Consider the following 22523-nt stretch of genomic DNA (forward strand, 5'->3'; position numbering starts at 1 on the left):
TTCTAACACCTTGCTTGTTTCAAACTTAAAATAGCCTACATGTTGCAACACCTTGATGGTTTTAAGTTAAAAACAACCTACATGTTCTAACGCATTACAGGATTTAGATTTATTAGAAGCAACATGTTGTAACACTTTGCAGGTTTTAAGCTTAAAATAGCTTACATGTTATAACACCTTGCTTGTTTTGGAAATAAAAATGGCTACCTGACTGAACAAGTAACCATTTTTAAGAGTATTGTAAATAGCTGAATAGCGTTAAGAATGTACAAGTGAGTGACACAACCGGTGCTAAATAGTAGCAATGCAGTTGGTAACATATACCTCATCTACTAGTTTACACCAGCCACTACTGCTTCTTTATGTATTTTTTGTACCAAGCCTTGTAATACTTTACCTGGGCCTACTTCTGTAAAGTTGGTAGCACCATCAGCAACCATAGCTTGTACACTTTGTGTCCAACGCACAGCGCCAGTTAATTGATCGATCAGGTTTTGCTTAATTTCTAAAGGATTGGTAACGGCTTTTGCCACTACGTTTTGGTACACAGGGCAAGTAGGCGTGCTGAAAGTTGTAGCTTCAATAGCTGCGGCTAATTCTGTTTTTGCAGGTGCCATTAATGGGCTGTGAAAAGCACCGCCAACAGGCAGTACCAATGCACGTTTAGCGCCAGATGCTTTCATGCGTTCGCAAGCAATTTCAATACCTTTTACAGAACCACTAATTACCAATTGACCAGGGCAATTAAAGTTGGCAGCCACTACTATTTCACCAGTTTCTGTTTGTATGGCTGCGCAAATTTCCTCTACTTTATCATCGGCTAAAGCTAAAACTGCCGCCATGGTAGAAGGGTTTATTTCGCAAGCTTTTTGCATGGCATTGGCACGAATACTTACCAGCTTTAAAGCGTCTTCAAATGCTAGCGTACCATTTGCCACTAAAGCAGAAAACTCGCCTAAAGAGTGGCCCGCTACCATATCGGGTGTAGCACCTTCAATAGTTTTGTAGGCGATAACTGAATGTAAAAACACAGCAGGCTGTGTAACATTGGTTTGCTTAAGGGCTTCATCGGTACCAGTAAACATAATGTCGCTGATAGAAAAGCCTAAAATATCGTTTGCCTGTTCAAATAACTGTTTGGCCAAAGGGTTGGTGTCGAAAAGATTTTTGCCCATGCCACTGAACTGAGAACCTTGACCAGGGAAAATGAAAGCTTGTTTACTCATAAAAAAAATTGAGGAACAAAAGTAAGGATGTAGCTTGCAATGACTGATAGGAATGATGAAAATGATTGGGATGATTGCCCATATTTGCTTAGAAAAGGGCGATATAATAATTAGATTATGCAATTACACAACACCAAAGGCATTGTACTGCGCACCGTAAAATATGGTGACACTAGTGTGATTACTACTGTGTACACAGAGCTTTTTGGTGTGCAGAGTTATTTGGTAAAAGGTGTGCGCCAATCGTCTAAAAAGTCGCAAGGTAAGGCGAGTTATTTTCAGCCTGCGTCTATACTAGACATGACGGTGTACCACAACGAGCAAAAGCAATTGCAGTTTGTAAAAGATTATTCTTGGGCTTATTTGTACGAAACGGTATTGTTTGACGTGGTAAAAAATACTGTAGCCTTATACGTAGTAGAACTATTGCAACATAGTTTAAAAGAGCCTGAGGCAAACCCAGAATTATTCTACTTGATAGAAGATACACTGAAGCAATTGGATAAGGGAAACGCTACATTAACGGCCAATATGCTGTTGTATTTTACACTGCATTTGGCTGGCGAATTAGGCTTTGAATTGCATGGTGCATACAGCATTCAAACGCCTGTGCTAGACCTTGCAGAAGGCAGATTTACTAGTCATATACCTGAACATCAATACTATATTTCTGGTGAATTGGCAGCTATAACTAGCGAGCTAGCGAATATTAATTTTTACAACGACCTTGAAAATATAAAGCTGAATAAGCTAGTGCGTAGGCAACTGTCTGATGCGTATTTACAGTTTTTGTCGTTACATATTAGCGACTTTGGTGAGCTAAGAAGTCTGGCTATTTTGCAGGAGATATTGCGCTAGCATTTAAGGCTTCTAAGGGTCTGCGTTTTACTTTCATGAAAAAGAATAACAGTCTAACACAGCCCACAATGGCCAAGCAAGCGAGGTAGTTGAATACCATATTTTCTGTGTTGATATCAAGATTGGTAATTTCTGCTTTTTCGTAAGTGATGGTAAGAAACTTATTGGGGTAACCGTATGTGTCTTGTCTAAACAGAAAATCGCTGCCAATTTCAGCAGACAAAGCGGTGACAACAAAGAAGGCGATAGTGGCTAATAGCACAACTATTGATACTTTCTTCATACAAATGATTTTTCGTGTATTGGATATTGAACACAAAAATAGTAAAATAAATTACACATATGCTTGCTTCAGATAACAGTTTAGCATATTAACGGTTTTTTGTGGATTTAATTTTACGCAGGTAAAATAACTTTCGCTTGGCTAGTTGAAGAGATCAATCCGTTATTGTCAATGCTATCTATCAGCACAATGCCTGGTTGTTTACCCTTACTAAAGCTACCCAATTTATTATCCATATCCAAAGCTTTGGCGCCATTAATAGTAGCCCAACTTAATAATTCTACCATTGGTATTTCAGGAAAATGTTGTGTGATGGTTTGTATTTCGCTAAGAATAGATAGCTGGTGATTGCTGGCTAAACTATCTGTACCTAGTACAATATTGCAATTGTTTTGCCTAAATAAATTGATTGGCGGTAGCAGATTTTCAATATATTGATTAGCATTGGCACAAAGGCAAAAAACATAGTCTTGCACTTGTTGTTGTTGTAAAAAATCAATGTCGGCTTGGCTAGTAAATGTATCGTGAACTAGTAACAGCTTTTTTGGCGATTGAATTTGAGGTATAACTGTTTGTAAACTAGTTTGCTTGGATGGCTTAAAAAAGGCTGCAATATCTGAACCGATGGCTTGGTATAGTTTATTAAACAAACCTTCGCCTGTTAAAAAGAATGCATTTTCATCTTTGGTTTCTTGGTTGTGAATAGATGAAATATGCTGTGCTGTAATGCTATCTATTAGTTGAAACAATTGTGGCGATACAGAATAAGGCGCATGTGGCACCATAACTGTGCTATCAGGAAAATGTGTTTTAAAAGCTTGGTACACTGCTAAAGCCGTATCAAAACGTACTTGTGCAATAGCTGGTGAAAAGCCGCTGACTTCAATAAAATTATGGTATTGTAAGCTGCCTTTCAACTTTTGCTGTAGCGTTAACGCATTGTTGCTAATATCGCCCACAGCCACAATGCCATTGGCTTTCATTGCTGCTTCAGCATTGGCTATTGCTTCTAAAATATCGGCCTCGCTGCTGTGCCTAAGCTGTAAAATATGCAGAATAAAATCTACCAAACCTGTATGTTCAGGTATCATGCCTTTCATGTGGCTGAGTTCTAAATGGCAATGGCAATTAATGAAACCTGGCGTTAATAAACCCTGCAATTGTTGAATGTCATCACCTGCTTCTGATGTAGTGGTAATGGTTTCTACAATGCCCTTTTCATTGGTAATTAATACAGCGTTACTGTCTAATATTTCAGTGCCAGTAAAAAGGTAATCTGCTTGGTATTTTAAATATGCCACAGGAAAGTTTTAGGCTGTAAAGTTGCGCTGTAATTACTTTATGCTAACTACTATTTTGGTAAAAGCATTAGGCTTGTTTAATAACGGTAACACCAGCATTTTCGCCAGCTAGAGCAATATTATTAGCACTTAAAAAGCTGATAATTTCTAGGTTTATTTGTTCTCTTAAAGCATTAAAATCTGCCGCTGTTTGATCGATGGTGGTGAAATAATTTACCTCGTAAATGTGTGCATTTTTACCAGTTTCTTTAAAGAATACAGATACATTTTCAACCTCAGGCTTTTGAAGTATTTGCTTAATTCTTGGAGTAATTAATTGTAATTGTTTAGCTGTAGTGTTAAGGCTAATTTCTAGTTGTAAAAAACCTTTACGTTGTGTACGTAGACTGATATTATCTACAATACTATCAACCATTTGCTTGTTAGGTACAGAAATATAAGTCTTCTCATCGGTTCTAATTCTTGTGCTACGTAAGCCTATTTTTTCAATAGTGCCGCTAAAGGCATTTACCTTAACACTATCGCCTACAGTAAATGGTTTATCGAAGAAAATAATGAACGATGCGATTAAATTTTCTAGGCTTTCTTTTGTAGCCAAAGCAATGGCAGCGCCTGCTATGCTTAGGCCTGTAATAAGGTTACCAATATCTTTGTTAAATGAGAAGCGAAGTATTAATAATAAGCCAATAATGATGAGAATGGCTTTGAAAAAATCTTTAAAGAAAATGACCAATTGGTTATCTGTTTGGTCAGCGGTTTGTAGCGCTTTTTCGTGTAGTACCATTGCCATAAAATCTATTACACGTAGGCATAGCCAAATGAATGATAGAATTAAAGCCATATTGCACAAAGCATCTACAATTTGAAACAGTGATATTTTGTACACCTTTACATTTAGCTCTGCAGGGTATTGTAATTTATCTAGCGCTATAAAGGAAATTAGCAATAGCAAAAACAGATCTAGCGGCGGTATAATAAGATTGACAAAAGCTGCTTTACGTAGATTTTTATTACTACGAGATACCAATTTGTTGTACAATAAACTAGCACAACGCTTAGAAATAAAACGCTTAAAAACAAGTGCTGCTACAATGCTAAACAGTACTTCAGAATACAATAAAATGGTATTGCCTAAAAAGGTATGGTTTAAAAAATTTGGCATGGGTGCAATTTACAGAATGGTGTAAATTTCTAGGCCTTGTTTGGTTAAAACGTAGGCTTTGTTTTGTAGTAATAACAGTTTTATAGCATTTGCAAAGCTCGCTGGCAGCTTGATATTGGTGTATTGTAATTGTTTGGGGTTAGCTGTATAGTAAAAGCAGCTATCGTGGCCACGAAGGTAATTGTCGGTTACTTGTACATCTTGCCAGTTGGTAATTGGGTATTGATTTTTAAGCCCACCATAGTAATCGAAAACGGTCCACCCTTTTTTACTATTATACAAGTACAACAAGCCATTCATGTCTATGATAGATTGTGGTGTAGCGTTGTCTTCAAACAGTAACCTAAAGTCACTCGTTTCTAAAAGAAGATTACCACTTTCATCTATCTTTTTAAGTTTATTATCTACCTCGTCAAACAGCCAAATATTGTTGTCGTAGCTTTGTGCAATGGCTTTTACTTGTAAAATATTTTGCGCTCTTAGTTGAATACTGTTTCTATTGTTTAACTGCTTATCAAGCATTACAATGGTTGCAAAATCTTTGTAGTACACCAATACTTTTAATGGATTGCTTACATCTATTGAGTAAATACTACCGTAGCGTTTTACATCGTTAAAAATAGCAACGCTATCAAGATTGTTGTTGAGTTTTTTTATTTGATTGGTGGCTGTAATTAAGAAAATATTGCCCAAATTATCTACTGAAAAATTGGTAAAACTACCGTTAATGGTTTTTACAGATTGTACTCGCAAAGTTGTGTCAGTTAAGGCTTTTACTTGAAAGCTATAACCGCAAAAAACAATTGCTAAAAGTATGTTTAGTCTAACCATTTGTGAAGTTGTACATCGATACCATTAAACGATGCGTAGGTAAAGTTAGTAATCCAATCACCAATATTTATGTAACGGCTTGTTTCTGATAACTTATAATCGATGGGTAAATGTCTGTGACCAAATACAAAGAAATTAAAGTGCTGCTTAGCCATCATTTCTTTACAGTAAATGAGTAGCCACTCTTTGTCTTCACCCATAAAAAAAGCTTCGCTTGTACCTGTGCGTTCTTTGCTTTTTAAGCTGAAATAATTGGCCAAACCAATGCCCCATGTAGGGTGCAACTGACCAAATAACCAATTACAAATAGGATTGCGAAACACTTTCTTTAAAAATTTATAACCGTGGTCAGCAGGGCCTAAGCCATCACCATGACCAATGTAAAATGACTGACCATTGAAATTATAGGTTTTAGGATGATGATGCACAGGAATATTAAACTCTTGTTCAAAATAGCCATTCATCCACATATCGTGATTACCTACAAAAAACTCTATTTGAATACCGCTATCTGTTAACTCTGCCAGCTTACCAAAAATACGAGAGTAACCTTTTGGAATAACAGTTTTGTACTCGTACCAAAAGTCGAACATATCGCCCACGATGAAAATAATTTGCGCATCGTGTTTAATCGCATCTAAAAAGGCAACTACTTTTTTCTCTCGTACAAGGCTTGCAGCCACGTTGGGTGCGCCTAAATGAAAGTCAGACAAAAAGTATATTTTCTTGGCAGGTAGTAAATCCATGTAATAAATATAGGCAGTTCAGTAGGTTTTATCCATCAATTAAAAAGCAAAATACTTCTTTTGGGCCATGTACACCTACTACCAAGGTTTTTTCAATATCAGCAGTGCGACTTGGGCCTGTAGCCAAAGTAATTAGCGATGGCAAATTTGCGCCGTATTTGGTTTTAATGAGTTGTAAACCATCTTTTATATCGTACACCAATTGGCTTGTGTAGGCAATACAAATATGAACAGGTGCATATACACTCACACTTCTGCCACTTTGCTGCGCAGCACTTAAAATCATACTGCCTGTTCTGGCAACAAGACTTTCACAAGTGGTAATAGAGGCATCGCAACTTGCTAAATCGGTAGCTGTAAAGTTGGTAAAGCCACTTGCAGATAATTGTTGCTTTAAGCTATCTTCTTTGCACAAAATATTACTCCAATTTCTTGCAGTAGCCAATGCTTGTAGGTTATTAGCCACTTCATCTATATTGGCACAAAAAGAAAACTTGCCTAGTAGTTTGGTAAAGTTTTCGGCAAACTCTATCTCTAATTCTTGTACTGATGGTAAAAACACATTATCACTTGTGTTGCCACCAGCAAAAGGAACAGGCACTGGATTTACCAATGCCTGCCTTATTTTACTTAAAATGTTTTCTCTCGAATTTGTCATCTCAAATTATGCAATTGTATTATCACCTTCAATAGGAATAATGGTAGATTCTGGTGGCGCAATTACAATTTCAGGTTCTGCTTCCAGAATTTTTTTAGATTCAAAAGGTCTTTTACCAATTAATTCTTCTACATCGCTTTTGTGCAATACCTCTTTTGAAAGTAGCGCTTTTGCTAGTATTTCTACTTGTTCTTTTTTATCGGTTAATAGTTGTAAGGTTTGTGTGTAAGCCTTATCAATTATGTTTTTAACCTCTTCATCTATTATTTTACCAGTGCCTTCGCTAAATGGTTTGGTAAATGAATTTTCTGTTGTTGGATCGTAGAAACTTACATTACCAATTTTATCGCTCATACCGTAGGCTGTAACCATACCGTAAGCCATACGAGTAATTTGCTGTAAGTCGTTAGATGCGCCTGTAGATATTTTTCCAAAGAAAATTTGCTCACTTGCTCTACCACCTAGTGTCATACAAATTTGATCCATTAACTGGTCTACATTGTACAAATATTGCTCAGTAGGTGTGTATTGCGCATAGCCTAATGCAGCAGTACCTCTTGGTACAATGGTTACTTTTAATAATGGATAAGCATGTTCTAAGAACCAACCACATACAGCATGGCCAGCCTCGTGATAAGCAATGATTTCTTTTTCGTGTGGCGCTATGATTTTATTTTTCTTTTCAAGACCACCAATTACTCTATCAATTGCATCTTGAAAGTCAATCATTTCTACAGATTGCTTGTCTTTACGAGCCGCAATTAACGCTGCTTCGTTACATACGTTGGCAATATCTGCACCTGCAAAACCTGGTGTTTGCTCGGCTAGCTTTAATACATCTAAAGTTTCAGAAACCTTAATAGGTAATAAGTGTACTTTAAATATTGCTTCACGGCCTTTTACATCTGGTTTGTCTATAGTAATTTGTCTATCAAAACGACCTGGACGTAAAAGCGCTGAGTCTAAAACATCTGGTCTGTTAGTAGCAGCTAGAATAATAATACCAGTATCGCCACCAAAACCATCCATTTCAACAAGTAACTGGTTCAACGTGTTTTCACGCTCATCGTTACTCATCATCATATTTTTACCACGAGCTCTACCAATAGCATCAATCTCATCTATAAAAATGATACAAGGCGCTTTTTCACGAGCTTGCTTAAACAAATCACGTACACGACTAGCACCTACACCTACAAACATCTCGACAAAGTCGCTACCGCTAAGGCTAAAGAAAGGCACTTGTGCTTCACCCGCCATTGCTTTTGCCAATAAGGTTTTACCTGTACCTGGAGGGCCAATTAGTAAAGCACCTTTTGGTATTTTACCACCAAGAGCCGTGTATTTTTTAGGATTTTTAAGGAAATCCACAATTTCCATCACTTCTACTTTCGCTTCGTCAAGGCCAGCTACGTCGGTAAATGTTATGTTTACTTTGGTGCCACCTTTTTCAAATAAAGTAGCTTTCGATTTGCCAATATTAAAAATACCGCCTGGGCCGCCACCACCGCCTGGGCCACCACCCATTTTGCGCATAAGTAACACCCAAAGGCCTACAAACATTAAAACGCTAATCAAAATATTTACAATGCCACTGTTGAACCAATCTGGATCGGGAATAGCATTAGCTGGTACTGGTTCAATTTTATAGTCATCGTAAAATTTAGCAAGTCTTTGTTCGAAAGACGTCCAATCTGTTACTTTAAAAAAGAAAGCAGGAGCAGTTTTTGCTTTTTCAGCATCAAAACGTTTGTTAAGTTTTTCTGCGTAAAAGCTTTTTCTTAAGCTATCGGCTTTAATATAAATTTTAACCGTGTTAGTGTTGGTTACTTTATCCAATTTAGCAACATCCCCGTTTTTAAGCATTTTACTAAAAAACTCTTCTGGTGTTGTAGCTATTGCTTCGGGCTTCATGCCTATAAACTGAAAGCCAATCAATATTGCAAAAACAATTGCGTAAATCCAATATAAACTAAACTTTGGGGTTTTGCGTTGTGGCTTTTCATCACTACCATTTACTGGTTGAAAAGGGAATTTTGGTGGTTGTTTATCTTCTTTTGCCATAAATACTTGCTATAAGAAATAAATAATGCTTTTACTGTTAAAAATGTTTAAAAGACCATGTGAAAGTTTAGTCATCGTGGCCTTGTGATACTGCATCGCTCCACATATCTTCTAAGTTGTAAAACTTACGCTGTTCTGGATGCATAACGTGCACTACAATGCTGATATAATCTACCAAAATCCATTGAGAAGAAGCCTTACCTTCATTTTTATAAGGTATTTCCCCGCATACTTCTCTTACGCTATGTTCAACAAAATCTGCAATGGCTTTTACCTGTGTGGTAGATGAAGCTTGGCAAATGATGAAAAAATCTGCTACGGCTTCTGGTATTTTACGTAAGTCGAGACTAACAATGTTTTCGCCTTTTTTATCTTTAATAGACGCAATAATTGCTTTGAAAAATTTTGAGTTACGTGTAATGCGTGTTACACTTTTTGGACGGGTTTCTAAAACTGACAACTGTGACAACAATAAATGAATTTAAATGAATGTAATTTGGATGACGATTGAGCGGTTGTTTTATTTTAAAACTGCTGTAAAACTAAGCATCAACTTCTCAACTTCTCACTTCTATCTTTGCATCAAAAATAATACTTCTTTGTCACCCATCATCGCTAAAAACAAAATAGGGCAACCCTTTATACAATTTGAGGCAATAGATAGTACCAATAGTTATGCCATTGACAGTTTACAAGCTAATTTGGCTGCACATGGTACGGCTTACTTTGCCCATCATCAAACAGCAGGCAAGGGGCAGCGTGGCAAAGAATGGCATACGCAAGCTGGTAGTAACATCATTTTATCTGTAATTGTAGATAGTACAGCACTTGCTATGCACCAGCAATTTCAGCTAAATGTGGCGGTAGCGCTTGCTTGCTACGATTTTTTTAGCCAGTATGCAGGTGATGAAACTTCTATAAAATGGCCGAATGATATTTATTGGCGTGACAGAAAGGCAGCAGGCATTTTAATAGAAAATATTGTAAAAGGCAATGTGTGGCAATGGGCCGTGGTAGGCATCGGTATGAATATTAACCAAACTGCTTTTGGCGAAATGGCTAAAAACCCGGTATCGCTAAAGCAAATAACTGGTAAACAATTTGATACTGTTGAGCAAGCAAAGGCACTATGTGATTGTTTAGAAAAACGCTATCAACAGTTGTTAGTTACAGATTTTGCTAGTTTACTAGCTGAATACAACCAACATTTATACAAAGTAGGCCAAGTTGTAAAACTGAAAAAAGATTCGGCTGCATTTAATTGTACCATTGAACAAGTAAACGCTAATGGTCAACTTGAAGTAGCTGGTGCAGCAAAAGACTATTTTGAATTTGGTGAAGTAGAATGGGTGATTTAATAATGAACTGTTTTGAAAATAAAAACGCCTCGCAATTTGCGAGGCATTTTTATTAATACTTTGTTTACATGCTTATTTTTTCTCTAACAATTTAAAGAACTGATCAAGTTGTGGTAAAATCACAATTCTTGTTCTTCTATTAGCTGCTTTACCTTCTGTTGAGGTATTATCAGTTACAGGTAAGTATTCGCTTCTACCTGCTGCTGTCATACGTTTAGGATCTAAACCATAGCTAGTTTGTAATAAACGCACAATTGTAGTAGCACGTTTTACACTTAAATCCCAATTGTCTTTTAAATCGCCACTGCCTTTGTAAGCCACATTATCTGTATGGCCTTCTACCATAAACTCAATATTTGGCTGTGCGTTTAATACTTTGGCTACTTTACCAAGTACCACTTTTGCTTTATCAGTCACATCGTAGCTACCGCTTTTAAATAATAGTTTGTCTGAAATATCAATAAATACGGCACTTTTATCTACTTTAATGTTGATGTCGCCATCATCTAAATTGCCAATAGCACCTTTTAAATTCATTACTAAAGCCATGTTTAAAGAATCTTTTTTAGCAATGCTACTTTGAAGATCTTGAATGTACATGTCTTTCATACCAATGTTTTCCATTGATTTTTTAATGCTTTCTGCTTGTGCACCAGTAATTACAGAAAGGTCTTTTAACTGACCAAGTACCTGATTATTATTTTGTTTTAAATAATCTACTTGCTTGTTTAATCCGTCTATTTCGGTTTGTAATAGTTTGTTTTTTGCGGTTAAATCATCAGCCATTTGGCCTTTTTGCTTGCTAGCTTCTAGGCAAGCGGTTAGGTCAGTTTCTTTTTTAAGGTAAGCTTTGTTTAAGTCGTCGTATTTAGCAGCAGCTTGTGCTTGAATTTCTTGTACTTTTTTCTTTCCTACGCAAGAAAATAATGTAGCTGAGCTAATGGCTACTACTGTAATGGCTAGTCTATAATTCATCTTTAAAGTTTTGTTTAAGCCTGTAAAAATAATGCCAAAGTGGTTTCAATAAATAGAAAAGTTGGGTTAATGGTTAGTTACCTTGCGACTAATACTTTAAATTAAAGCAACGAAACTAAAGCACTGTTATTACATACGTTTTTTAATTAATTTTCTATAAAATTATTTTAAGCCCTTTATTTAAAAAATCAAGACGCAACAATAGTTATTGGGCAAGAAAAATTCTCCACAAGTATAAATCTGTCGGATAAACAAATTCTGTTTGTCAATTGAAGATTTATCTTCGCCCCATGCAGGATTATTTAAGTGGATTGAACGAACAACAACGTGAAGCGGTGGTACATGTAAACGGCCCGTTGATGATAGTGGCTGGTGCTGGTAGTGGAAAAACGAAGGTGCTGACTACACGTATTGCGCACCTGATGGCGAATGGTGTAGATGCGTTTAATATTTTGGCGCTAACCTTTACCAATAAGGCGGCGGCAGAAATGAAAGAGCGTATTCAAAAAATACTGAACAATAGCGAGGCGAGAAACCTATACATTGGTACTTTCCATAGTGTATTTGCAAAAATTTTACGTGCAGAAGCGCATAGAATTGGCTACCCAAACAATTTTACCATTTACGATACAGACGATAGCAGAAGCGTAATTAAAGCCGTGATAAACGAGCTGCAAATGGATGACAAGCATTATAAGCCAAATGTGGTGCACAATAGAATTTCGGCGGCTAAAAATGCATTGGTAGGCCCAGCAGAATATGCGTTTGACTACCATTTGCAACAAGAAGATGCTAGGGCTAACAGACCTGCCATTGCACAGATTTATGCAGCTTACGCCAATAAGTGCTTTAAAAATGGCGCAATGGATTTTGATGATTTGTTGCTGAAAATGTTTGAGCTGCTGAATACACAGCCAGCTGCATTGGCTAAGTATCAGAGCAAGTTTAAGTACATTATGATAGATGAGTACCAAGATACTAATACAGTACAGTATCAAATTACTAAGCTATTGGCAGCCATGCACGAAAACATTTGTGTAGTGGGTGATGATGCACAAAGTATTTATAGTTTTCGTGGCGCTACAATCGAGAATATTTTGCAGTTTCAAAAAGACTACGATGATGTAAAAGTGGTAAAGCTTGAGCAAAATTATCGTAGTACGCAGAGCATTTTAAAAGTGGCCAATGAAGTAATTAATAATAATAAAGGCCAAATACCTAAAGAGCTTTGGACAGATAATAAGCCAGGCGATAAAATAAAGGTGGTGCGCACCATGACCGATAATGAAGAAGGCAAATTTGTAGCCGATAGCATTAAAGAACAGCAACTACGTAACCATTATGCCAATAAAGATTTTGCTATTTTGTATCGTACCAATGCGCAAAGCCGTGCTTACGAAGAAAGCCTGCGCAAAATGGGCATTGCTTACAAAATATATGGTGGCGTAAGCTTCTATCAACGCAAAGAGGTGAAAGACATGATAGCGTATTTGCGTATTATTGTTAATCAGCAAGATGAGGAAGCATTGAAGCGAATTATTAATTATCCAGTTCGTGGTATTGGTAAAACATCTATCGAGAAATTGATAGTAGTGGCAAATGAGCAGAATATCACCATGTTTGAAGCGGTAACTAGGGCTGCTGAATTTGGCTTTAAAGGTGGTACGCTAGAAGCTTTGCAAAACTTCGCCATGATGATTAAGTATTTTAACACCTTGCTTAATGATAAGAATGCGTACGATGTAGCTGTGCAAGTAGGCAAGCATACTAATTTGGTGAAAGAATTATTTGCCGATAAAACACCTGAAGGATTAGCCCGTTACGAAAACGTACAAGAGTTATTAAACTCAATAAAAGAGTGGACAGAAACGCCTGACAATGAAGAAGATGGTGAAGTAGGTAATAAAGGCTTGGGCGCATTTTTACAAAACGTGTCATTATTTACCGATAGCGATAAAGACAAGGAAAATGAGGATGTGGTAAAACTAATGACCATTCACGCAGCAAAAGGGCTAGAGTTTGGTTGTGTGTTTGTAGGTGGTATTGAAGAAACGTTGTTTCCTAGTGCCATGAGCATTAATACTAGAGAAGAACTAGAAGAAGAACGCAGATTATTTTACGTAGCGATAACAAGGGCAAAAGATAGATTGTGGTTAACGTATGCCAATGCACGTTACCGTTTTGGTCAATTGGTACAAAACGAGCCAAGCCGCTTTTTAGAAGAAATGCCAGAAGAGTTTTTAGATAAAACCTACGCTGGTGGTGGTGCAAGAAATCAAGGCATGAGCAACATGGGTACAGCTTTTGAGCGTATGAATAGAGGTTTTGGTGGCGGTAGCAGTAGTGGACAAACAGACCTACGCTATGGTGCGCCACCAGCTAAAAAACCAGAAAATGCAAGACCAAGTTATTTACAACCAGCAGCCATCAGTAAGCCTGCAGTTGCAGCCGTGCATGTGCCATCGGAAAACTTTGTAGCTAGCGATACAAGTGGCCTTGAAGCAGGTATGCGTGTTGAGCATCAAAAGTTTGGTTTTGGTACGGTAACTAAAGTTGAGGGCTCTGCACATAATCCTATAGCGAATATCAATTTTGAGAATAACGGTGAGAAGAAAATAATGCTGAATTATGCGAAATTGAGGATATTGTAAGATAATATTTGATATTATTTCAAAGGAAGAATAGTATGAAACTACGCCTCAACATAGAAGAACTGAATGATGACTTTTTTGAAGATACAAGGCTGCTTGGCATTATTGCACCTTTAAAAAATTATCAGTTTTGCTGGCAATTAAACAGTTTGTTGGGCTTTGATTTTCGGTTGAATAATGATTACGAAATTCCCTTGCGTCGCAAGGATAGAACCTACCATTTTTCTATTTACCAATCGCAAGAACCTAATAGCTTTTTAAACCATTATTTGTACCACAACCATTGTGATGGTGAATATTTATTGCCAGAATTTAAGCACATGGATTTTTTATGGCTGATGAAAGGCGACTTGGTAGACGATGATAAATGCAATTGGATAAAGCAAGCCGTTAAAACCATAAGTGGTGTACAATTGGTAGCAGAGTTAACCAATGAGCAAATAAAAACCAAGGGTAATATGGTGTTTTAAGTCAACGAAGCGATAGTGATAATGCAAAAAACCGTTAAATAATCTAGCCAAATGCTTATCATAACCTGTTAGTGCTTTAATATTACACGATAAATAATTTTCGTTTTGATACAACGGCTACAACTACTGCTGCTTATTTGTGTAATCACTCTACTTTGCCAGCCCTTAGCTGCACAGTTTGTTACTATTAGCGGTACAGTGTACGATATTTCTGCCCGAAAGCCTATAGAAGCGGTGGCTGTTATTAGTAAATCTGGCCGTGGTACCTTAACCGATTCTACAGGGCGCTACCGGTTATCGGTTTATAAAAACGATACCATTTGGTTTTCATTACTTAATAAAAATACACAGCATTACGCTGTAGATACCATTCGTAATCCCGATAATTTCGATATTAGTATACACGTTTATTCTGCGTTATTGCCAGAAGTAAAAGTGCGTAATAGCAATTACCGCCTCGATTCATTACAAAACCGTAAAGACTACCAAAAATATTTCGATTTTAAAAAGCCAGGTATCTCACTCAGCCGTAATCAAAGCTACAATCCTGGCGGCGTTACCGTTGGTCTCGATTTAGACGAATTCATCAATATGTTTCGTTTTAAGCGCAACCGCAACCTTCAATATTTGCAAAACAGGCTAGTGCAGCAAGAGCAAGATAAATACGTCAATTATCGCTTTAATAAATTATTGGTACGCAAAATAACCAAGCTACAAAGCCCTGAAATTGACAGCTTTATGAAACAATATCGCCCAAGTTACGAAGGACTACAATTCTTAAACGACCTCGAATTTGGCTACTACGTACAGCAATGCTTTGAGCAATATAAAGCCGCCAAACAAAAAGGCAGCCTACGTAAGCGAGATGAATAACAAGCCATATATTTACAGCGTAACTTAAACTTTTTAGGTTATGTGCTGTCTGCTTTGGCTAGTACTAGCAACAGTTGTTCCGGCTATTCGCTGCAAATCCGCCACAAAGCCACCGCACTTGGCTTCAGCGGGTTTTCCGCTTCTATCCGGCAGCCTTTCAGCAGCGTCACTTTGGGCAGCTTTTAGCCCTTGCGTCTTAAAAAATACCACCAATGAAAAAATGGTAACTATCATTACTATTTAATAGATGTTTGTAACACTTAAGCGAGTAGAAACAATGAAAAAATTTAGCCTTGTATTGGCATTAATGACGATTGGTATTTGCAAGTTATCTGCACAGCAAATAGATTCTATGATGAATCTTTACGCAGACAACTATCAGCAAGAAAAAATTCACATTCACTTCGATAAAAGTATTTACAACAAAGGCGAAACCATTTGGTACAAAGCCTATGTAATGACAGGCACAGACCTAACCACCTACAGTAAAAACTTTTATGTTGATTGGTTTGATGACCAAGGTAAATTACTCAGCCACACATCAGCACCTATGTTCGAAGCATCTGCACGAGGACAATTTGTAGTGCCAGAAAAGTATGCAGGCAAGTTGATTCACGCAAAAGCTTACACCAATTGGATGCTCAATTTTGATACAGCATTTTTATACAACAAAGATTTACGTATAGATCAGTCGCAGGCTACAGCTACCAAAACAGCACCAGTAAAATCTATTACTACCTTACAGTTTTTGCCAGAATCTGGCGATTTGGTGGGTGGTCTTAATCAACGCATTGCCTTTTTAGCCACCAACCAGTTTGGCATACCAGTAAATGTAACGGGGGCTTTAAAAAATGCTAAAAATGAACTCATCGATTCGTTTGGTACCGACCATGATGGCATGGGTATTTTATCGCTAGATGTAAATGCAAAAGAAACTTACACAGCTGTATGGATTGATGAAAACAAGCAATCGCACACCACACCAATACCTGTAACAAGAGCAGCCGCTGCAACTATTCAAGTACAGCCTTTGCGTAACAAAGTATTGTTTGTAATAAAACGCAGCCCCGATGCACCAGAAAATTTTAAAACACTAAATGCCATAGCACACATGAACCAACATGAGATTTATAAGTCTCGTGTAAACCTATCTGTAAAAACTTCAGGTGTAGGCGAAATACCAACATCTGAATTGCCAAGTGGTATTTTACAAATAACCTTATTTGATGCTAATTGGGTGCCTATTGCAGAACGTGTGGTATTTGTAAATAATAATGACTACGAATTTTTTCCAGATGTGCGTGTGTTAGAAAAATCTACCAAGCCTAGAGGTAAAAATAAAATAGATGTGTATGTGTCTGATAGTACTTTGTCAAACATGTCAATGGCCATAACCGATGCAGATTTATTAACTGATAATAGTAATACCATTATTTCACAACTATTATTGGCAGGCGATATTAAAGGCTATCTACACAATCCTGCTTACTATTTTTCTAGCGATGTAGATAGTGTGCGTCAGCATTTAGATTTGGTAATGCTTACCCACGGCTGGCGCAGATTTAACTGGGCTAATATTGCTAAAGCGCAACCGCCAGTAATTACCAATGCCAAAGACACAGATTATTTGCAAATAAAAGGCTCGGTATTTGGGTTTAATAAAGCAAGCGGTGCACAAATGCCACAATATATCAACCTTATATTACAAGCAAAAGATAGCAGTAAGCAATTCATGTTTTTGCCACTTACAAAAGAAGGAACATTTTTACGAAAGGGGGTCACTTTCTACGACACGATTAAAATTTATTACCAGTTTAATGGTGATAAAAAAATGACTGAACGTGCGGCCGTTCGTTTTAATGCAGGCCTTACGCAAGCACCATCCAAGCTGTTTACTACCATTGCAAGTTCGCCGCTACTATGGGGGCTAAAATCTATAGATAGTATTGCATTGGCAAGAAGTAAATTTTTCTATAACGAAAAATTGCGCCTAGATAAAATGATGGCTGCTGCTAACTTGCAAGAAGTAATTGTAAATTCTAAAGCCAAAAGCGCTAAAGATATTTTAGACGAAAAATACGCTTCAGGATTATTTTCTGGTGGCGATGCCACCAATTTTGATGTGGTAAACGATCCATTTGCCTCTGGCGCATTAGATGTATTTGGCTACTTGCAAGGTAGGGTAGCTGGCTTGCAGATTAATAATAACGGTGGAGAAACAACTTTAACTTGGCGCGGTGGCCAACCTCAAGTGTATTTAGACGAAGCACTTAGGGATATTGAACAAGTAAAAAGTATTTCCATGAGTGATGTGGCATACATTAAAGTATTTCGCCCGCCATTTTTTGGTGCTAGCGGCGGCGGTGCAGGTGGTGCAATTTCTATTTACACACGTAAAGGTGCAGATGTGAAATCAGAACCTGGCCCAGGTGGTTTGGGCTACCAAACATTGGCTGGTTACACACCTTACAAAGAGTTCTACAGCCCTAACTATAGTGTAAATAATAGTAGCCAAACAGATGTACGTACCACATTGTATTGGAACCCTTTTGTATTAACGGATAAAAAGAACAAAACCTTCAAAATAGAGTTCTATAATAACGATATCAGCAAAAGATTGCGTGTAGTACTTGAAGGTATTAACTCAGAAGGTAAGCTAACAAGGATAGAGAAGGTGTTGGAATAAATACATTACACCAATAACAATAAAGCCATCCAAAATTTTGGATGGCTTTGCTGTTTATAAAACTCAATCTTTTAAGCCGGTTGTATCAATCTAAAGCAACTCTTCAGCATTTTTACATCAAAACTTGGTGATGTGGTTTTTGGCTCGCCATCTACGTGTAGCGGTGCTAGTTTTAGGTTATTAATCGTAATGCTATCTGTTTGAAAATAGAGAATGTTTTTACTGCTTACTTCTTCTACCAATGCTTCTAATTTATTGTTGCCACGTATTTGTTTTAGTATGGCAAAAGGTAGCTTGGCTTTGTTCATTTTTTGCACAATTACAATGTCTAGCAAGCCATCGTGTAGGCTAGCATGTGGTGCAATGGTTACATTATTGCCAAACTGATTACTATTGGCAATACTGATAAAAAACGCTTCGGTAAAAAAAGTAAAACCATCTACCGATACCTCAAACTGATAGGGCTGTGCTTTAAAAAAGTTTTGTAGGCTTTGCTTAGTGTACGTAAGTAAACCGCGGCTATCTTGATTGGCAAAATCGTGGGCTACTTGGGCATCAAAACCAATACCGCTCAGCATACACGAAAACTCGTTATTTATTAAAAAAGCATCTACATATTTGGCCGTGCCAGTAAATAAAAGCTCAATTGCCTCGGTTGGTTTTTTAGGAATACCGGCAGCATAAGCCAAGCCATTGCCAGAGCCAACAGGTATAATACCAAAGTTTACATCAATACCTTGTAGTGCATTGGCTATTTGGTTTACGGTGCCATCACCACCTACCATTACTAAATCTGTAATGCCATCGGCTTCTATTTTTTCTTTTAAAAACTCGTAATTGCCACTAGCATTAGTAGGTACTATTTCAAAAGGAATATTTTTATCGGTAGTTATTTGTTGTATTTGTTGTTTTATCTCTTCCTTTTTGGCTGTGCCAGAAATAGGATTGATGAGATAGACCATTTTTCTGCTCATGCTGTACACTCTTTTGTCCGAATCGTTAGATAAAGCGTGCAAGTTAGTGCAAAGCATGATTGGTAAAAATCATTGAGCGATACTTTAACAACTTGCAGCTAACAGCATCACTATTTCCACTGCACAGTGGCTATATTTTTAGCGGCATCTTTTGCAAAGTCTGCCTTGCATTCTGCCGAGCAAAAGCCAATTACTTTATCATTATAATGCATGGTGTCTGAAATGCCTGCTGTTACTGGCATACCGCAACTAGGGTCTTTTTTATTGTCTACAATACTAGCTGTATATTTTTCTGCTACAGGCATTGTTGCAGTGGCATCTACAGGTTTTTCAGTAGCTACTTTAGGTGTATTGTTGCAGCTAATGGCAAGTGTGGTAAGTGTTAAATATGCAGCGATGGATAATAATTTCATGTGGGTAAATAATTTAAAAATCTGCACAAAGTAAATGATAAAAAGCAAAGAATTGTCCCAATAAAAGCATCTCATGCCAATAATATTTTGTTCTTTATTTTTTCACTGCTTACATTTACCTCATGTTTAAACAATTTATTGCAATACTATTTCTGGTGGCTTTTGTAGCCCAGACGTTTAGTAAAGCTGTGATTGTTTGTAGCTTTTATGCTAATCAAAGTTATATCGCTAAAAACCTTTGCGAAAACAGAACCAAGCCTAAAAGCTGTTGCGTTGGTAAATGTCAACTAAAAAAGAAGTTGAACAAAGACACCAACGAGGATAAGCAAAATGCCGAACGAAAAAGCGGTAAAGAAACAGAAGTGATTTCCTCAAAATCATTCTTCTGCGCTTATCAACATCACAGTTTTGCTGAAAAGCAAGTGTACTTTATTCAGTCTATCAACACTACGGTAGACAGAGCGTTTCCTATATTTCACCCGCCTTGTAATTGCTAGTCATTTACTTTTTTTCAATTAATTAATTTTTAGGGCGTGCCCTGCTTGGGCAGGTCGGGCTGTTCGCTGCAAGTCCTCGTACCGCAAGCGGTACTGTGGGCTTTCCGCTGCCATCCCTCACGCAATAGTGCATCAGCTTACACAAGCAATTTGTAGGCTATAGTGCTATACCTATCACTCAACAATAGCAATTTTCATGAAACAAATCATATACTTAGCCATACTATTTGTGGCTACGCAATTACATGCACAAACCAATACCACCATTAGCGGAAAAATTATTGATGCAGTAAGCAAAGAAGTTTTGCAAGGTGCAACTATTACCGATAAGCAGCACACCACTACTACCAATGCAGCAGGTAGTTTTTCATTAGCAAGTAATAGCAATACTATTACAGTAAACATTGCTGGTTACGAGCCACAAACAGTAACGGTAAAGCAACCTAGCAATATAGTAATAGCTTTACAACAAGCTGTAAACATGCTAGACCAGGTAGTAGTAAGTGCCAATAAAACGGCACAAAAACGTAGTGAAGCACCTGTGGCCATTACTGTGATTAATAAACAAACCATTGACGAAACCAAAGCACAACGTATAGACAATGTACTGAACAAAGTAAGTGGTGTGTTTATGGTAAGCCTTGGCAACGAGCAACACCAAATGAGTATTCGTCAGCCAATGACCACCAAGAGTTTGTTCTTGTACATGGAAGACGGTATTCCTGTACGTACCACAGGTGTGTACAATCACAATGCTTTAATAGAACTAAACTTACCAGCAGCTAAAAGCATAGAAGTAATTAAAGGGCCATCATCTGCCTTGTATGGTGCTGAAGCAATTGGTGGTGCAGTAAACATTATTACACAAAGTGCACCAGCCTATACAGGTGGTAATGTAAGTGTGCAAATGAATAACACAGGCTACAAACGTGCCGATGCACAAGTAGGTACTTCAGTAGGTAAATGGGGCATTATTGCTAGTGGCTATTATGCTGATAAACGAAATGGTGTAATTGATTATAGTGACTTTCATAAAACCGGTATTAGTTTACGTACCGATTATAAAGCCAATGACAAAACAACTTGGAGTAATACATTGAGCTATGTAGATTATTATAGCCAAATGACTGGCTCGCTTGATAGCACCAAGTTTGCTACAAAAAACTACTTATCGCAACACACGTTCACCTTTAGAAGTGTGTATGCCTTGCGCATAAAATCGATGCTTACACATCAATGGAACAAACAAAGCGAAAGCAATGTATCGTTCATGTATAGAGATAATTCTGTAAAGCAAAATCCTTCGTATTCTGTTGGTAGCACTTCAAACCCTGCGGTGTTTCGTGGGCAGATAAATGACAATGCTTTTAAAACCTATGCTTTATTTGCACAGCATGTACAGCGCTTTGCATTTTTACAAAGTAAGTTAGTGGCTGGTGCTAGTTTAGATGTAAGCCTACAATCGTACTACGCTAAGTTTATCTCTATTCAAAAAGATTTGGTTAGTGGTAAATATGTAAGCTACACAATGCCTGCCAAAGATTCTATGTTGAGCGATTATACTACTGATATCACCAATATTGCATCATTTGTTAACTACGAAGCCAATATTACAAAGCATGTAAAACTAGTAGCTGCGTTGCGTTACGATGCGTTTACTTATAAATTCAATACCAACATCACCAAAGGCTCGCCTGATACTACCAATATGTATAGCAGAGTAACACCTAAAATTGGCTTCACGTACAACAACAAAGGCATTGGCTTCTATGCCAATTATAGCGAGGGTTACGTGCCACCACAGCTAACAGAGTTGTACAGCAATTCAGTAGCTAAAGTGCCTTATTTATTACCACAATCTTTCAAAAATTATGAAGTAGGTGGCTGGTTATCGCTAGTAAAAAACAAGTTGTATGTTGATTGGAGTTTGTATTTGTTAAATGGCACTGATGAAATTATTTCTGTAAGACAACCAGACAATACAAGCATGAACCAGAATGCTGGTAAAACTAGGCATTATGGTATTGAGTATGGTATTAATTACAAGCCAAATGCACAATGGGCATTTCGTTTTAGTGGTACAAATGCTAAACATGAGTTCGTTGAAAACATTGCTGGTGGTGTAAACTACAATGGTAAAGAAATGAGTGGCGCACCACGCTTTGTAAGCAATGCAGAAATAACTTACAAGCCTGTATTTGTAAAGGGTTTAAGAGTAAGTGCAGAATGGCAACACCAATCTAGATACTTTATGGATGACCTTAATAACTACCAATACAAAGGTTTTGATGTGGTGAATTTGAGGGCTGGTTATCAATACAAGTTTGTAGAAGTTTGGGTAAATGCACTTAACGCATTGAATCAATTTTATGCCATTAATGCAACTAAAAGTTCTACCGCTTCTGGTGGCACTTCTTACTCGTACACACTTGGCGATCCAAGAGAAATTACGGTAGGTGTTGCTTTAAAATTTGGCAAGTAGTTGATTACCGTATAG

The 22523-nt window shown here is 37.4% G+C and carries 20 protein-coding genes; 8 read left to right on the forward strand and 12 right to left on the reverse strand.

The features are described 5' to 3' along the window. Positions 1-332: 332 nt before the first annotated feature. A complete protein-coding gene (gene fabD, locus ACT9TX_RS05160; RefSeq protein ID WP_481337159.1) occupies positions 333-1226 on the reverse strand; it encodes an ACP S-malonyltransferase in 894 nt (297 codons plus the stop codon). 117 nt (positions 1227-1343) lie between these two features. On the opposite strand from fabD, the gene recO reads away from it, so the two are divergent. Next, positions 1344-2084, forward strand: coding sequence for a DNA repair protein RecO (gene recO, locus ACT9TX_RS05165; protein ID WP_481337160.1), 741 nt, complete (start codon positions 1344-1346; stop codon positions 2082-2084). Here recO and ACT9TX_RS05170 read toward each other — a convergent pair. The 8 genes from ACT9TX_RS05170 to rsfS form a co-directional block, all read right to left on the reverse strand. After that, positions 2059-2367, reverse strand: a complete 309-nt coding sequence (locus ACT9TX_RS05170) for a hypothetical protein (RefSeq protein WP_481337161.1) — start codon at positions 2365-2367, stop codon at positions 2059-2061. The two genes, recO and ACT9TX_RS05170, sit on opposite strands and share 26 nt — an antisense overlap. A 113-nt stretch (positions 2368-2480) precedes the next feature. Further along, entirely contained in the window at positions 2481-3668 is a 1188-nt protein-coding gene (locus ACT9TX_RS05175) for an amidohydrolase family protein (protein ID WP_481337162.1), read from the reverse strand. Between the two features lie 67 nt (positions 3669-3735). Beyond that, complete coding sequence (locus ACT9TX_RS05180) at positions 3736-4830, reverse strand: mechanosensitive ion channel family protein (RefSeq protein ID WP_481337163.1); 1095 nt, start codon at positions 4828-4830, stop codon at positions 3736-3738. Between the two features lie 9 nt (positions 4831-4839). Continuing rightward, positions 4840-5661, reverse strand: coding sequence for a hypothetical protein (locus ACT9TX_RS05185; RefSeq protein ID WP_481337164.1), 822 nt, complete (start codon positions 5659-5661; stop codon positions 4840-4842). Further along, the gene (locus ACT9TX_RS05190; protein WP_481337165.1) at positions 5649-6407 is read right to left on the reverse strand and encodes a UDP-2,3-diacylglucosamine diphosphatase; all 759 of its coding nucleotides are present in this window, start codon (positions 6405-6407) and stop codon (positions 5649-5651) included. Before ACT9TX_RS05190 ends, ACT9TX_RS05185 begins: the two co-directional genes overlap by 13 nt. A 28-nt stretch (positions 6408-6435) precedes the next feature. Then, positions 6436-7065, reverse strand: a complete 630-nt coding sequence (locus ACT9TX_RS05195) for a LutC/YkgG family protein (protein WP_481337166.1) — start codon at positions 7063-7065, stop codon at positions 6436-6438. 6 nt (positions 7066-7071) lie between these two features. Further along, a complete protein-coding gene (gene ftsH / locus ACT9TX_RS05200) occupies positions 7072-9129 on the reverse strand; it encodes an ATP-dependent zinc metalloprotease FtsH (RefSeq protein ID WP_481337167.1) in 2058 nt (685 codons plus the stop codon). Between the two features lie 67 nt (positions 9130-9196). After that, on the reverse strand, positions 9197-9598 hold the full coding sequence (gene rsfS, locus ACT9TX_RS05205) for a ribosome silencing factor (RefSeq protein ID WP_481337168.1): 402 nt from the start codon (positions 9596-9598) through the stop codon (positions 9197-9199). 16 nt (positions 9599-9614) lie between these two features. Here rsfS and ACT9TX_RS05210 point away from each other — a divergent pair, with 16 nt between their 5' ends. Next, positions 9615-10487 (forward strand): biotin--[acetyl-CoA-carboxylase] ligase, encoded by an 873-nt coding sequence (locus ACT9TX_RS05210; protein ID WP_481337169.1) that lies wholly within the window; start codon positions 9615-9617, stop codon positions 10485-10487. Between the two features lie 72 nt (positions 10488-10559). Here the strand turns inward: ACT9TX_RS05210 and ACT9TX_RS05215 are convergent, their stop codons facing one another. Further along, entirely contained in the window at positions 10560-11462 is a 903-nt protein-coding gene (locus ACT9TX_RS05215) for an OmpA family protein (RefSeq protein ID WP_481337170.1), read from the reverse strand. 290 nt (positions 11463-11752) lie between these two features. On the opposite strand from ACT9TX_RS05215, the gene ACT9TX_RS05220 reads away from it, so the two are divergent. The 4 genes from ACT9TX_RS05220 to ACT9TX_RS05235 all read left to right on the forward strand — a co-directional run bounded on the left by ACT9TX_RS05220 (position 11753) and on the right by ACT9TX_RS05235 (position 18142). Further along, the gene (locus tag ACT9TX_RS05220; protein WP_481337171.1) at positions 11753-14113 is read left to right on the forward strand and encodes an ATP-dependent helicase; all 2361 of its coding nucleotides are present in this window, start codon (positions 11753-11755) and stop codon (positions 14111-14113) included. Between the two features lie 35 nt (positions 14114-14148). Continuing rightward, positions 14149-14583 (forward strand): IPExxxVDY family protein, encoded by a 435-nt coding sequence (locus tag ACT9TX_RS05225; RefSeq protein WP_481337173.1) that lies wholly within the window; start codon positions 14149-14151, stop codon positions 14581-14583. A gap of 105 nt (positions 14584-14688) precedes the next feature. Next, a complete protein-coding gene (locus tag ACT9TX_RS05230; RefSeq protein WP_481337174.1) occupies positions 14689-15456 on the forward strand; it encodes a peptidase associated/transthyretin-like domain-containing protein in 768 nt (255 codons plus the stop codon). Positions 15457-15733: 277 nt separating this feature from the next. After that, positions 15734-18142 carry a hypothetical protein gene (locus ACT9TX_RS05235; protein ID WP_481337175.1) on the forward strand — a complete coding sequence of 803 codons (2409 nt, stop codon included), beginning with the start codon at positions 15734-15736 and terminating at the stop codon, positions 18140-18142. Between the two features lie 71 nt (positions 18143-18213). On the opposite strand, the gene ACT9TX_RS05240 is transcribed toward ACT9TX_RS05235, so the two are convergent. Together ACT9TX_RS05240 and ACT9TX_RS05245 are read right to left on the reverse strand one after the other, a co-directional pair. After that, positions 18214-19116 (reverse strand): diacylglycerol/lipid kinase family protein, encoded by a 903-nt coding sequence (locus ACT9TX_RS05240; RefSeq protein ID WP_481337176.1) that lies wholly within the window; start codon positions 19114-19116, stop codon positions 18214-18216. 110 nt (positions 19117-19226) lie between these two features. Next, complete coding sequence (locus tag ACT9TX_RS05245) at positions 19227-19529, reverse strand: hypothetical protein (protein ID WP_481337177.1); 303 nt, start codon at positions 19527-19529, stop codon at positions 19227-19229. A gap of 122 nt (positions 19530-19651) precedes the next feature. On the opposite strand from ACT9TX_RS05245, the gene ACT9TX_RS05250 reads away from it, so the two are divergent. Both ACT9TX_RS05250 and ACT9TX_RS05255 read left to right on the forward strand, forming a co-directional pair. Continuing rightward, complete coding sequence (locus tag ACT9TX_RS05250) at positions 19652-20026, forward strand: hypothetical protein (RefSeq protein ID WP_481337178.1); 375 nt, start codon at positions 19652-19654, stop codon at positions 20024-20026. 196 nt (positions 20027-20222) lie between these two features. Then, positions 20223-22508 (forward strand): TonB-dependent receptor, encoded by a 2286-nt coding sequence (locus tag ACT9TX_RS05255; protein WP_481337179.1) that lies wholly within the window; start codon positions 20223-20225, stop codon positions 22506-22508. Positions 22509-22523 lie beyond the last annotated feature (15 nt).

This window comes from Parasediminibacterium sp. HNIBRBA5674 (assembly GCF_056745525.1).